The organism is Microcoleus sp. Pol17C6 (assembly GCF_036701145.1).
Classification (GTDB): domain Bacteria; phylum Cyanobacteriota; class Cyanobacteriia; order Cyanobacteriales; family Microcoleaceae; genus Microcoleus.
This window is the reverse complement of the sequence record NZ_JAUBQH010000099.1, coordinates 1-13,516: the sequence shown is the minus strand read 5'-3', so window position 1 is coordinate 13,516 and position 13,516 is coordinate 1. Positions and strand designations below refer to the sequence as shown.

Here is a 13,516-nt window from a genome sequence, read left to right as displayed (position 1 = left end):
TGGTTATTAAATGGGATCGAAAAATCAAAAATAAAGGCAATGCTATTTTATCCGGTTTAGCTGCGTAGCAGCTTATCACCCGGCTCGGCTCATGCCAGAGAAAGTAAAAACTCTATCCCCAGATTATGACCCAGATCCGGTTTAAACTGGCACGGAAACTAACGAAAGCCGAAAAAATGGCGCTGAAGGGGAAAACTGGATTTGTCGTGGTGGCAATTCGCGCTCGTGATTGAACGGTCAAATCCTTGGATGTAAGGCTGTAAGAGTTTGGTCAAGAACTTTGAGGCGACTCTCATCAATGCTAATGCCAAACTCAATTTCTATTTCATCAGGCTGATGCTCAAAGGGTTGGCAAATGAATAAATCTCAAATGGGTTCTATAAGAGTCCCAGGGTGAATAACTGTGAAGTTTTGTCGCTTTTTCGCGAAGTGCTTCCAAGCACTGCGGTAGACTAACCTTTAATTCTCTGTGCAGGCTATAGCGGTGGCACCTCACCGTCAAATCTGTTAATTCGCAGAGGCAGCAAATTTTTAGTGACTCGTTGGGAGCCTTTATTCAATGTCTCATTCAGTCAAAATTTACGATACTTGCATCGGCTGCACTCAATGCGTCCGCGCTTGTCCGACTGACGTTTTGGAGATGGTGCCCTGGGATGGCTGCAAAGCAGCTCAGATTGCCTCATCTCCCCGCACCGAAGACTGTGTAGGCTGCAAGCGGTGCGAAACTGCTTGCCCCACCGATTTTCTGAGCATCCGGGTTTACCTGGGAGCAGAAACCACTCGCAGTATGGGTCTAGCCTACTAAATATCGATCGACACGCCGATCGAATTACGGGCACAAGAGAGGGGGCAATTTAATCGCCCCCTCTTTTTTGTCGCGGAATCTGCATTCTGGGGCCGGAAGAAGGTAAAAATGATAAAACTTGAGTTTTATTGCGATCGCTAAGCAGGAGTAGTACGTTAAATGTGCGGAATCGTTGGCTATATCGGCACGCAAGCAGCAAGTGAGATTTTGCTAGCAGGATTGGAGAAACTAGAATACCGGGGCTATGATTCAGCGGGCCTCGCTACCATCTCCGAAGGAGAAATTACCTGCATCCGAGCAAAGGGCAAATTGCACAACCTCCGGGAAAAGTTAGCAGAGATAGACTCTCTCGCTCCCATCGGCATCGGACACACCCGCTGGGCAACTCACGGCAAACCAGAAGAATATAACGCTCACCCTCACATGGATAATAGCGGGCGAATTGCGGTAGTTCAAAATGGAATTGTCGAAAATTATCGCGAGTTGCGGAAAGAATTGAAAGCAAAGGGACATAAATTTGTCTCGGATACCGATACAGAAGTTATTCCTCATTTAATAGCTGAATTTTTGAAAGAAGCAAAAAGGGAGAAGGAAGAAGAAAAAGATAAAAAAACCGAGAAAATTGCTGATTTATCGTTTTTGGAAACTGTTTTAAATGCGGTAAATAAATTAGAAGGAGCTTTTGCGATCGCCGTTATCTGTGCAGATTTTCCCGAAGAAATAATTGTCGCCAGACAGCAAGCTCCTTTGGTGATTGGCTTTGGTGCAGGGGAATTTTTCTGCGCTTCTGACACGCCGGCATTAGTCTCTCAAACCCGCACTGTTTTGTCCTTGGAAAATGGCGAATTAGCAAGGCTAACTCCGATGGGAGTCGAAGTTTACAGCTTTGCAGGAGAAAGGCTGAAAAAAAGCCCGCGCATCCTTGGTTGGAGTCCGGTTTTAGTCGAAAAACAAGGCTTCAAACACTTCATGCACAAGGAGATTTATGAACAGCCAGCCGTAGTGCGAGCTTGTTTGGAGGCTTATTTAGACAGCGATTGGCAGCCAGGAAATCCCAGATATCCCATCAATCTCAGCTTGCCCAAGGAACTTTACGCCGATGTCGAACAAATTTCGATTCTCGCCTGTGGAACGAGCTGGCACGCCTCGCTAATTGGCAAATATTTGTTGGAACAATTAGCTAATATTCCCACAGCAGTGCAGTACGCTTCTGAGTACCGTTACGCACCGGCACCGCTGACAGCAAATACTTTAACTATTGGGGTAACACAATCGGGAGAAACGGCGGATACGCTGGCTGCTTTGGGGATGGAACAGCAGCGCCGCGCGGGTTTTACTGATAAATTCCGGGCGAGAATGTTAGGCATTACTAACAGAACCGAAAGTTCGATCGCCCACATGATGCCGCACGTGATCAATACCCACGCCGGTATAGAAGTCGGCGTTGCTGCAACGAAAACTTTTGTCACTCAGTTGATGGCATTCTATTTCTTAGCTTTGGATTTGGCGCACCAGCGACAAACAATCAGCACGGATAGATTGGCAGAAATTATTGCTGGTTTGCGCCAGTTGCCGGCAGAAATTGAGAAGTTTTTGGAGATTCAAGAACAGTATGTGGAGGAATTGTCCCACCAGTTTACAGACACCCAAGATTTTATCTTTTTGGGGCGGGGAATTAACTTTCCGATTGCTTTGGAAGGGGCACTGAAACTGAAGGAAATTAGCTACATTCACGCCGAAGGATATCCGGCGGGAGAGATGAAACACGGCCCGATCGCCCTTTTGGATGCGAAAGTGCCTGTAGTGGCGATTGCCATGCCCGGAAGCGTCTACGAAAAAGTGCTTTCCAACGCTCAAGAAGCGAAGGCGCGCGACGCCCGTTTAATTGGCGTTACGCCCAAGCAAGGTGTGGCGGAAGCCGATATTTTTGACCACATTTTGCCGGTGCCTTTGGTGGATGAATTGTTGTCGCCGATTGTGACAGTGATTCCGCTGCAATTGTTGGCTTATCACATTGCAGCCCGTCGGGGTTTGGATGTGGATCAGCCACGCAATTTGGCGAAGTCGGTGACGGTAGAATGAGGTTTTGTAGGGTGCGTCAGTTAGGTGTTTACACAAAATAAAGTTGTACACTGAAAACGCTTGAAACTGTTGAGATATCGTGCCAAATTTCAAGGTTAAAGTTGTACACTAGACACTCTAAGCCTTGCCCAGCAGGACTTTTGGGTTAGTGTGCAACTTTATTCCCCCAAAACATTAGGATGATTTTCTGTGCGTGCGATCGGCTCATCGCTGACGTACCCTACAGATAAAACGGCTGATTGTCGATCGCACACACCCCAAATCGCGGCTAACAGCAACCAGCTTGTAGTATTGAGTCGAAAATCAAACAGCGTCACATCTACAGTATTAAAAAGCGTACAGGCGGCGAATGCTAATAAATAACTGAAAAAAATTAGGCGATCTGTTGCTTTTACATCTTGACCAACTATCTGATTTTTTCTAAAAATTATCGCCTGTTGATTAATCACTAAAGCATTTTCCGCTACTTCCTGTGTTGCTATTTGCTCGTGTTTGATATCTGCAGAAAAAAGCGGCCAATTCACCAGCAGCAAAACACCCCTAGCCAAAACCCAACCCACTAAACCAAACAAAAAAAGCGTTGCGGGTATTCCCGTTTCCGCAGTCAACATCAGTATCAAACTGTGAGGATGACCGAGCCATTCTTGCATCTGAGCTTGATAGAGAGGCGTAAAATTTCGCAATCCCCAACCAGTCCAAGGACGCTGCTGAGTCATAGACCAAGCAAATTCCCACTGAGTTTTTCTCAAAGTAGCAGTCGGCCGATTTGGGAACATCTCGTCGGTGAGTCTAGCCCAAAAGAAAGCCGGAACAATTCTTCGTAAAGATTGCCGCAGTGGTTCCGGGCCAAAGGCAGACAAAAAAATTGTGCTAGCCACACTCAAAACCGCAGCTAATAATTTTTTATAACCCGCATAAAATGCAAAAGCCAAAACTGCCAAAACCGCCATTCCCCAAGCATTGCGAGAATTAGTAAAAATCAAAGCAACAGCATTTCCGATCGCTGCACAACTTAAAAATAGGAATTTGGAATTGGGTATTGGGTATTGGGGATTGGGCATTGGTAAGTGGTGACGGCTGACAACTCCCAATTGAAAACTGACAACTGACAACTGACAACTGACTTCTTCCATCCACAGTCCCAGTGCTAAAATAAAAGCAATTGTCAGATAGCAAGCTAAAATATTAGCGTACATAAATACAGAAGCCATACGGCCGGGGGGATTGCCTTGGGGTGCGAGTACCCAGCCAAAAACAGGCTGCAATTGCTCGATGCCGCTCCAGCCTAAAAATTGCTGTCCCAGACCTAAAATTATCACTGGAATTGAACTAATTACAATAATCCAAGACAATTGCCGCAATTGAGGCAAAGTTTGAATTAAACTGCTAAAAGCGGCAAACAATATAAAGAACGGCAAGAAATTGTACAACCCTACAAAAGCCTCAATGCGGTTGTGGGCAAAAACGGCTGTGATGACTAGCAGCGCGCTCAGAATTGCGAATCCTCGATTCAACGGGCGGCGACTAATTTGACGGAACTTTTGCTTGCAAGTGCCGGCCAATCCCAGGAATAAACCTAAAGCTCCCAAAATCGGAATTAAGGGAAAAATCAGCATCCCCACTTGGGCGAAATTCCAAGGGATTTGCAGGCGGGGATCTGGATGTTTTTGGAGACGAGACTTGAGATTTTCGGCTGTCTGTTTGGCAGCTAATTTCAACCGATTTTTGATATTCACCCACACTCCCAATCTCAAATCTAAAATCTACAATTTACCATCGTTAAGCTAGTTCCCAAACGCATTCCGATCGCGTCAGGCGTATTTGAGCTAGGGCAAAAATGGTCGGGATAATGCGGCCGTAGTTCGTGGAAATCGATCGCCAACCCAAATCCGCTAAAAACCAAGTCCACATCACCGGGCCGACCAACGAAAATACGCTCCGCGTCGCACCGTAACGAGCTGCACTCACCGCCATACCGCGCCGCGCCGTCTGAATTGCGACATAATTTTGAAACTGGGTTGCTGCAGTTGCAGTGCCTGCAAGCACTCCTTGTTTTGCCATTTGATAGGTGGCAAAATGCAGCGCAAATTGATTGGCCATTAGTTTGAGCAGCATTGGTTTTAAGATGGAACTAACAGCTAAAGCGCTGCCGCCTTTAAACAGTAAACCCAGCGGGTCTTTTTCAGCAGAAATTGGCAGGGGTTCTGAGAGTTTGGACTCAACGATCGCTCGTTGTACGCGCAGTGTCAGCGCTTGCTGTTCATCTGCTGGTAAACGCTTCCACGCGCGGCCCATTAAGTGCAGAAATACTTCTGCCTCTAAGTCGGTGGTTGACAACTGTCTGGGGTAAGGGATTTTGAGATAGCGACAAACTTGAATTAGTGCTTGTCTGTAAGTTACTTGTTGGGTTCGCCCTCGGAGTACCGTCAACCCGTCGGCTGCAAGATAGCGAAACCGCTGTTCTACGGCGTCGAGCCATGCTTGGCGATCGCGACTTTGTACATCTATCGGTGCGGGGGTTTGCACGTAATCTAAAGGGTTAAACTTGCGGCTGAACAGAAGTTCTGTTAGTTGCTGCAATTCTTCTTCTGTTGTCAATTCGAGTGCTGCTCTGAGTTCGTCCAAAATTTTGCCCTCCCCTATTCGATTTTAGATTTTAGATTTTAGATTTTAGATTGCTGCTGGTTGACAACCATTAGGATTTAGGATTTACCTACAGTGGCATTTTTTGATTTGGTCTTAATCATGGATTCGTGCTGTCCTTTATTCTACTACTTGGTGCAGGGCGATGGCGTCGGGCCCCGGAAGCTACGGCTCTTTTGAGTCATCGGTAAGGTACAAATTCAGCTCGCAGCCTTTAAGCTGATGTGTAGATTTACAAGGCTGACTGATTGATTATGTTCGATGTTGTGGTGATTGGTGCGGGTATGGCGGGACTGAGTTGCGCTCAACGGTTGCGTCAAGCTGGTTATTCTGTGGCGGTTGTTGAGAAATCTCGCGGCGCGGGGGGACGTGTTGCTACCCGCCGCGTACAGGGTACTAGGGCCGATCACGGCGCGCGGTATCTGGAACCGCAGGGGGAGGCGGTGCAGGGGTTAATTGAGGCTTTGGTCGATCGGGATATCCTCAAACTCTGGACTGATAATGTCTGGGAATTCAGACAGGGAAAACTTTCTGCTATTGCTAGTTCTTGTTATGCCGCACCTACAGGTATGAATGCTATCGGTAAGTATCTGGCTGAGGATTTAGAGATTTGGTTTGGCCGCCGCGTACAAGTTATTTCTACTACAGATAACCAAATGTGGCATCTTTCCCTAGAAGTCACTGACAACAATTTAGACATACCTCAAGCATTGATTGCTAAGGCTGTTGTGGTGGCAATTCCTGCACCTCAAGCTTTAATGTTTTTGAATTCGGAAATCGGTTTGCTATCTGATTTTCTTGACAAATTGCGTTCTGTGGAGTACGACCCTTGCATTACGGTTATGGCTGGCTATTCTGCGGCAAAACAGCAAGATTTAAGCAATCTAAATCCGCAGTGGCAAGCTGTTTCGTTTCCCGATAATGCTGATTTAGCTTGGGTTTGTTTGGACAGCAGCAAACGGCTCGATCCGCAGCAGCCGGTGTTTGTGGTTCACAGCAGCGCAAATTTTGCAGAACGCTATTTAGAAGCTGCTGATTTGGAAACTGTCGGTCAAGAATTGCTCGATCGCACTTCTGAATATTTAATTTCTTGGCTGAAGCAGCCGGAATGGTTGCAGGTTCACCGCTGGCGGTATGCTTTTTGTCGAAACCCTTTGCCTGTTTCTTGTTTGCCTGCTGGGGGGAATTTGCCGCTAGTTTGTACGGGGGATTTGTGCGGGGAAGGTCAAATAGAAGGTGCTTTGCGATCGGGTTTGGCGGCGGCTAATTGGGTGAATTCTCAGTTGCACAATTTGCCCTTAGATTTCCGCCTAAATTGGTAATATGGCTACAATTAAGGTATCAATTTTGCCTCTAACGCTATGATTGCCATCCCGTCTGAGTTTAGCCAAGAAAATCACCTTGCCCTCGAACCTGATAATACCGTCCGGCATGAATAACGGATGTTAGGAAGAAGGAATAAGGAAGTTCGGCAACGGATTCGCTTTCTTCGGATGTAACGGATGTCAGTCCGATGTCCGTCGGAAGAAGGAAGAAGGGAAATGCAATTAGAGCAATGGTTTCAGTAGTTAAGAAGGTCGCCTGGAATCGGGCGCGGTTGCTACTTCTTCCTTCTTCGTTCGGCTAGAGTTATGAAAAATTAATCTAACGACATACAAAAAAATGGCATAATGGTGTAAATTCCCACTTTTCCCAATTGTTATTTCTGTGCGGTTTCCTGCTGTTTTAAATCTTGTTCTTGCATCTGCAATAACTCGGGAACTGTTACGAAACTGTACCCTTCCTTTCTCAGTTTAGCAATAATATCCGGCAAAGCTTTTACAGTTCTCGCTCGATTGCCACCGCCGTCGTGCATCAGCACAATGCCGCCGGAATTTGCCTGCCTCATCACGTTGTCTATCAAAGATTCCGTAAGAGTTCGCCAATCAAAAGAATCAGCAGACCACATCACAACGGCATAATTTTTATTTTGAGCATAAGTGGCCAATCCATTGGTTAAAATGCCTCCCGGCGGGCGGAACATGGATGTTTGGACGCCGGTCAACTCCTCAATTAAGGATGAAGTGCGATCGATCTCGCGAGCGGCACCGTCTTCGTTATACTGAAGGTATTCATGGCTCCAAGTGTGATTGCCGATCGCGTGACCCGCTGCTGCGACCTGTTGGCCAATTTCGGGAGAATTTTTCAGGTATTTTCCTACCCAGAAAAATGTAGCCTTAATATTATTTTCCTTGAGAATATCTAGGATTTGTGTAGTTGTTTTCGGCCAGGGGCCGTCGTCAAATGTCAGGGCGATCGCCTTGCGCTGGGAGTCGAGTTGGGCGTGACGAATGGTTGTACCTTGAAACTGATCCGGTACGGCTGATTGAAATCGGATTGCCTGCAATTGGGCTAGAGACTGTTGGGAAAATTCTACTCGATTGGCGATCGCCTGGGAGAACTTATTAATAGTGGACATCGGCTGTTGTTCTTGGGACTGGGATACGGCCAAGACTTGCGCCTGAATCGGTTGCAATGGCTGATTGGCCCGGAAGTTAATCGGCCATGTCACACCCAGCAAAAAACTTCCTGTTGCTGCCATCAAAGCAACGATTAAAGTTTTTCGCCGCCTCCACAGCCGTTTCAATTTTGTCACGTCCTTGTCTCCTTCACACCTTGTACAGTTAATTTGAGATTTTATGTTGATATCAAGTTAATCCACTTAAGAGGATAATCTTAAATTGGACAGTCCGTAAAAATGCTACTGGAAATAACCGATCGTGGGGAAGTCCGTCCGGATAAAAAAATTTAAGATTTGTGCGGCAGAAATCCCCTAACCCATGAAAACGCCGGATGGTTGAACTTTTTACCCAGCGAGGGGGACGGCGCTAAAGTCGGATTCATGGCACGATATTCTTAGGGACTCAGCCCGCATCGGCCCGCGTCCCTACCTAACACTGCAAGTTGGTTTAACGTGAGAGGTTGCACTATTGTTAATAAGCCTTTCAAGGGCGGGCTAGAAGATCCCACGCCACAAGAAAATTTAGTCTTTGTGGGATAGACCCGAAAGCCTGTTAAGCGAGAATGCTGCAAGATGTGAGTTTAACCCGATTTGATATGAGGGCGATCGCGCGCCCCCAGGGTCGTAAAATTAACTTTTAGAGCCGATTCTCTCTTTGTACAAGCCGACAATCCGATCGATAACTTCAGCAACAGTCAGATTGTCTGTTTGAATTTCCACAGCATCGGCCGCTTTACGCAAAGGTGCAACCTCGCGGGTGCTGTCCTTTTCGTCTCGCAGGGCGATGTCTTGCTCCAATTGGGCCAAGCTAATATTAGCCCGATCAGTATCTTTAAGTTCTAACAGCCGCCTGCGCGATCGCTCTTGTACCGAAGCCGTCAAAAAAATCTTCAATTCCGCATCGGGAAAAACGTTAGTGCCGATATCGCGGCCTTCTGCTATAATTCCGCCTTTTGTACCGCAGCGCCGCTGTTCTTCCACCAGAAACTGCCGCACGGCGGGAATCGCCGCCATTTCCGAGACGCGGGATGTCACTTCCAAACTGCGAATTGCCTCGGTTACGTCTTCGCCGTTAATCTTCAACATCTTTGATGCGGGATCGAGGTTGTATTCCAAATAACTGGAACTGATTAATTCGGCGATCGCACATTCGTCGGAAATCGGCGTGTCTGTTTTTAATGCCAGCCAAGTCAGCGCCCGATACATCGCGCCTGTATCCAAATAAAACAAGTTCAAAGCTGTTGCGGCAAGGCGAGTGACGGTAGATTTGCCTGCTCCCGCCGGGCCGTCGATCGCCACAATGGGCCGACGATTCCTGAGAACTATATTATCAATTAAACGAGTAGAGCCAACTCTGGCGGCAACGGCTAAAAGTCCCGCGGTTTCCACCACCTGCAACGGCGTCAAAGTGTCGGGATCGACGATTTCGGCGTATTCGATCTTGACTGCGGGTTCTCCTGCGACTTCTGCGCGCACCGCAGCGAGTGCGGCTGCGGCGCTGCGGTCGGGTGAAGCAAAAGTTTCCGAGGCTTGTTGCAGCGCGCGGTAGAGTACGGAGGCTTGCTGTTTTTGCTCTGTTGTTAAATACTGATTGCGAGAACTCATTGCCAGTCCCGACTCTTCGCGGACGATCGGACAAGCGACAATCTCTACAGGCAAGTTAAAATCCAAGACCAGCTTCCGAATAATTGCTAGCTGCTGGGCGTCTTTTTGACCGAAATAAGCTTTTGTCGGCTGCACCAAACTCAAAAGTTTAGTAACAATTGCCGCGACGCCCTGAAAATGACCAGGCCTTGCTTTGCCGCACAAAACCGATGTCATCGCCGATGGCGGCACTACTTGAGTTAAGGATGAAAGGTGAATCTCTATCTGTTTTTGGGCGGCTTGCTCTGTTTCTGTGCCGACTGCTTGATGGCCGAACATTTCCGTTGCTGAGGGAGCAAATATGGCGTCAATCCCAGCTTGTTCGCACAACAGCCGATCTTGCTCGAAATTCCGAGGATAATCTTGAAAATCTTCTGTTGGCCCAAATTGCAGCGGGTTGACAAAAATGCTGACCAGGGCGATCGCATTTTCTTGCCTTGCCCGCTGGATCAAGCTCAGATGCCCTGCGTGCAAAGCTCCCATTGTCGGCACCAAACCGACTGTCAAATGAGGTGCAGTAGATTTTTGTAAATTTAAGTAGCAGCGAAGTGCTGCAATGGTAGTAAACAGGCGCACCGGTAGAATCTCCTGAAGGCATTCGGCAGAATGCAGAGTTTATTTGTCAGAATTTGTTCGACTTGACATCTTGCACCATCCTCAAGAACAGGCTTTCGGGCTTCTTGCACAAAGAATGGTGCAAGATGTCAGTTTTATTCTACTTTCTGCCTTCTACACTTCGGATAACTTTTGTATTCTGCCTGAGAGTGGCCTTCAGCGTCCATCAGTTGTTTGCTGCGGCGGTTCGATCACTTCGATTTCCACTCTGGCAACGCCACTGCCGATCATTCCTAGTACGTTGGCGGCGCCTGCGGACAAGTCAATGAGCCGATCGCCCACATAGGGGCCGCGGTCATTAATGCGGACAACCACGGTGCGACCGTTGTCGAGATTTCTCACCATGACTCTCGTTCCAAAAGGCAAATTTGGGTGGGCTGCGGTCAAATCATTTTGGTTGAAACGCTCGCCGCTGGCGCTGAGGTTGCCGTTAAATCCTGGGCCGTACCAGGAAGCCCAGCCGCTGAGGCGCACTTGAACTGGACCCAGAGACAGCACGGACCGTTCTGGTTGGGGTTGGCCTGCGACTTCTTCCAGGGGTGGGGCGTTGCCCAGAAGTCGGCGGAGGCGATTGGTTGCTTGCAGCGCGTCTCGGCTAAAGTCGCTGGTGGTGTCGGGGAGGATGGTTTCGGCATTGATGTTTACCAAGTCCTCGCCGTTTGCCTGGATAATGTAGCGATCGCCTTTTTCCCACTTAACGGTAATGCTGTTGGGATCGATGTTGTTGCGGGCTAGCTGATTGAGTCTTGCTGCTAAGGTTGATGCCCGCCAAACTGGATCGGGTTCTTGGTTGCTGGATTTGCTGGCAATATTTCCGACTTTGGGATTTTCTCTGGCGCCGGTTACTTTTGACGGACTGCTAGCATCGGCTTGGCTGTTGCCAGTTTCTCCCAAAGCCGTATTTGTTTCCGGATTCGCGTTCAGAAAGGTGATGACTGGAATGTTTCGCACGTAGACTGTCGCTGCTTGTCGCCCGCCTAAGTCGTGGGGCTGAATTTTGGCGATCGAGTCTCGGGCAATTTCAGCTCTTGCTTGATACTGATACTGTCCGACTTTTTGCGCTTCGACCCGAGTAGCGTTTAACTGCTGGGACGGTTGGGTGGCAATTACTTGCTCGGAAACCTGAGAGTTTTGGTTGTCGGCACCTGTTGCTTGTGCGTGACAAGAGGATGCCGTTCCTACCACAGGAACTAACAGGACAGCGAGTAGACCACCAACAAATTTTTCCTTCATACGTCCATTTTTGTGAATAGCCATTGCCAACCGAGATTGGAGGATTGGCCATTTGGCGGCGGGCGTCAAGGATTTCTCTCTTGCCCTTCGCCATTCCCCCGTGAGTCAAACCAAAGTATCCGGGTGCGTTTTTGCTTTAATGCTTCCGCAAAAAAAAAATTGGCGGAAACTTCCCTGACACTTGACAACTCGTACTCGATCCGCAATTTGTGTTTTGTTCACGAACTGCAACAGACTACCACAAACTTTTGTGGTTGGGGATCGCTGCGATCGCGATTTTCACCAAATCTTCATGAAATTTTCTCAAAACCCTCTATCATAAAATCCTTTAGTTCCAGTGCTTACAGCCGTTTCAGTCATTACGGAAAAATTTACAAAAATTTACAAAAATTTAGTGTATTTTGTGGGCTACGAAATGGCTAGTCTTAAAAAAGCTGTTTGTCAACTGTTATGGGAATAAACTAAAAATTAGAAGAAATAGATTTGGCGGACTTATGGATTATCGAGAAGCAGGTGTGGATGTTGAGGCGGGCAGAGCTTTTGTCTCGCGCATCGGGAGTATGGTCAAGAGCACGCACCGATCGGGAGTTTTGGGCGGATTCGGCGGGTTTAGCGGTTTTTTCAGCGTCCCGGAGGGTTTAAAAGAGCCGGTGATGGTTTCGGGTACTGACGGCGTTGGGACTAAGTTGAAATTAGCCCACAATCTTGATCGGCACGACACGGTAGGTATCGACTTGGTGGCGATGTGCGTCAACGACGTGCTGACATCCGGGGCCGAACCCCTCTTTTTTCTCGATTATTTAGCCACGGGAAAGTTAAATCCCGAACAATTAGCTGCGGTGGTGGCCGGCATTGCTGATGGTTGCAAGCAAGCGGGCTGTGCTTTGCTCGGAGGGGAAACGGCAGAAATGCCCGGTTTTTACCAAGCGGGTGAGTACGATTTGGCGGGGTTTTGTGTGGGAATTGTCGAAAAGAGCAAATTGTTGGACGGTTCGCGGGTGCAGGTGGGAGATGTAGCTGTGGGGCTGGCGAGTTCGGGCGTTCACAGCAACGGTTTTAGTTTGGTGAGAAAAATTGTGGGCGATCGGGGTTTTGACTGGCATTCGCAACCCGAAAAGTTAGGTGGCAAAAGTTTAGGAGAAGTGCTGCTAACTCCGACTAAAATTTATGTGAAACCAGTCCTCGAAGCAATTAAGAGCGGTCTAGAAATTCACGGCATGGCTCACATTACGGGCGGCGGTTTGCCGGAAAATTTGCCCCGCTGTTTGGGAGTTAATCAATCTGTGAAAATTGACAGCAATAACTGGCCCAATTTGCCCATTTTCCAGTGGATTGCTGAAGCGGGACAAGTTGCTACAGCAGATATGTTCAATACTTTTAATATGGGGATTGGGTTTGTACTATTGCTCGATTCCAGGGAAGTAGAACAGGCTGTTAAATGGTTTGAATCTCAGGGAATTGGTGCGTTCGCGATCGGGGAAGTGATTGAGGGGAACGGAGAATTAATTATGGATAATGGGTAATGGGTAATTAGTAATAAGCAATCGCAGGGGGTGAAGATTGCTTCGCTTTGTTTTCTCCACTAACAGAAAATCTCAACCTGCATTCATTTGTGTATATCTGCGGTTAAATTTATAATTTTTAAAGTAACCGCAGAGGACGCAGAGGACGCAGAGGAGATAGAGGAAGAAAGAGAAAAAGGAATTCACAACTAAGGACTCGTTGCTTTAATTTTAAATGAAATTGGAATAAGCTCTTGTGCCTTTAAGTACGGTATAATTCCAGATTATTTCCGTCAATGAGTGCAAAAGTATCCGTTCAAAAGTATCGGAATCCCAAACAAATATAGCAACTGCAATAAGCATTAAAATAAAAAAAAGGAGATATTAGAGGAAAAATTATGATTTTGTTATTGCTCTGGAGTTTAGACTAAAAAACGATCGCATCTAAAAGTAGCTGCCTTTCAACAGAAGGCAAGTTATTGCTCAAAAACT

9 protein-coding genes are annotated in these 13,516 nt (G+C 47.4%); 4 read left to right on the top strand and 5 right to left on the bottom strand.

The genetic code is table 11. The annotated features are described in order from the left end of the window. Nucleotides 1-559 precede the first annotated feature (559 nt). Nucleotides 560-805 (top strand): photosystem I iron-sulfur center protein PsaC, encoded by a 246-nt coding sequence (psaC, locus tag QUA25_RS27715; protein ID WP_015175986.1) that lies wholly within the window; start codon nt 560-562, stop codon nt 803-805. A 159-nt stretch (nt 806-964) separates the two neighbouring features. Beyond that, entirely contained in the window at nt 965-2,887 is a 1,923-nt protein-coding gene (glmS, locus tag QUA25_RS27710; protein WP_333042811.1) for a glutamine--fructose-6-phosphate transaminase (isomerizing), read from the top strand. Between the two features lie 158 nt (nt 2,888-3,045). Here glmS and QUA25_RS27705 read toward each other — a convergent pair whose 3' ends face one another. Both QUA25_RS27705 and QUA25_RS27700 read right to left on the bottom strand, forming a co-directional pair. Then, the gene (locus QUA25_RS27705; RefSeq protein WP_333042810.1) at nt 3,046-4,623 is read right to left on the bottom strand and encodes an O-antigen ligase family protein; all 1,578 of its coding nucleotides are present in this window, start codon (nt 4,621-4,623) and stop codon (nt 3,046-3,048) included. A 43-nt stretch (nt 4,624-4,666) separates the two neighbouring features. Further along, a complete protein-coding gene (locus QUA25_RS27700) occupies nt 4,667-5,512 on the bottom strand; it encodes a YaaW family protein (protein ID WP_333042808.1) in 846 nt (281 codons plus the stop codon). Between the two features lie 272 nt (nt 5,513-5,784). Between QUA25_RS27700 and QUA25_RS27695 the strand changes: the two genes are divergently transcribed. Continuing rightward, on the top strand, nt 5,785-6,852 hold the full coding sequence (locus QUA25_RS27695) for an FAD-dependent oxidoreductase (protein ID WP_333042807.1): 1,068 nt from the start codon (nt 5,785-5,787) through the stop codon (nt 6,850-6,852). A 377-nt stretch (nt 6,853-7,229) separates the two neighbouring features. Here QUA25_RS27695 and QUA25_RS27690 read toward each other — a convergent pair whose 3' ends face one another. From QUA25_RS27690 to QUA25_RS27680, 3 genes are all read right to left on the bottom strand, one after another. Beyond that, nucleotides 7,230-8,165 (bottom strand): polysaccharide deacetylase family protein, encoded by a 936-nt coding sequence (locus QUA25_RS27690; RefSeq protein WP_333042805.1) that lies wholly within the window; start codon nt 8,163-8,165, stop codon nt 7,230-7,232. A gap of 495 nt (nt 8,166-8,660) precedes the next feature. Further along, a complete protein-coding gene (locus QUA25_RS27685; protein WP_333042804.1) occupies nt 8,661-10,250 on the bottom strand; it encodes a bifunctional pantoate--beta-alanine ligase/(d)CMP kinase in 1,590 nt (529 codons plus the stop codon). Nucleotides 10,251-10,445: 195 nt separating this feature from the next. Continuing rightward, nucleotides 10,446-11,546: a septal ring lytic transglycosylase RlpA family protein gene (locus tag QUA25_RS27680; protein ID WP_333042802.1), complete on the bottom strand. Its 1,101-nt coding sequence runs from the start codon at nt 11,544-11,546 to the stop codon at nt 10,446-10,448. 470 nt (nt 11,547-12,016) lie between these two features. On the opposite strand from QUA25_RS27680, the gene purM reads away from it, so the two are divergent. Continuing rightward, nucleotides 12,017-13,045, top strand: a complete 1,029-nt coding sequence (gene purM / locus QUA25_RS27675) for a phosphoribosylformylglycinamidine cyclo-ligase (RefSeq protein WP_333042800.1) — start codon at nt 12,017-12,019, stop codon at nt 13,043-13,045. Nucleotides 13,046-13,516: the final 471 nt, after the last annotated feature.

Coding starts and splice junctions, on each gene's coding strand:
- psaC (WP_015175986.1), top strand. CDS start 560: ATGTCTCATTCAGTCAAAATTTACGATACTTGCATCGGCTGCACTCAA.
- glmS (WP_333042811.1), top strand. CDS start 965: ATGTGCGGAATCGTTGGCTATATCGGCACGCAAGCAGCAAGTGAGATT.
- QUA25_RS27695 (WP_333042807.1), top strand. CDS start 5,785: ATGTTCGATGTTGTGGTGATTGGTGCGGGTATGGCGGGACTGAGTTGC.
- QUA25_RS27680 (WP_333042802.1), bottom strand. CDS start 11,546: ATGGCTATTCACAAAAATGGACGTATGAAGGAAAAATTTGTTGGTGGT.
- purM (WP_333042800.1), top strand. CDS start 12,017: ATGGATTATCGAGAAGCAGGTGTGGATGTTGAGGCGGGCAGAGCTTTT.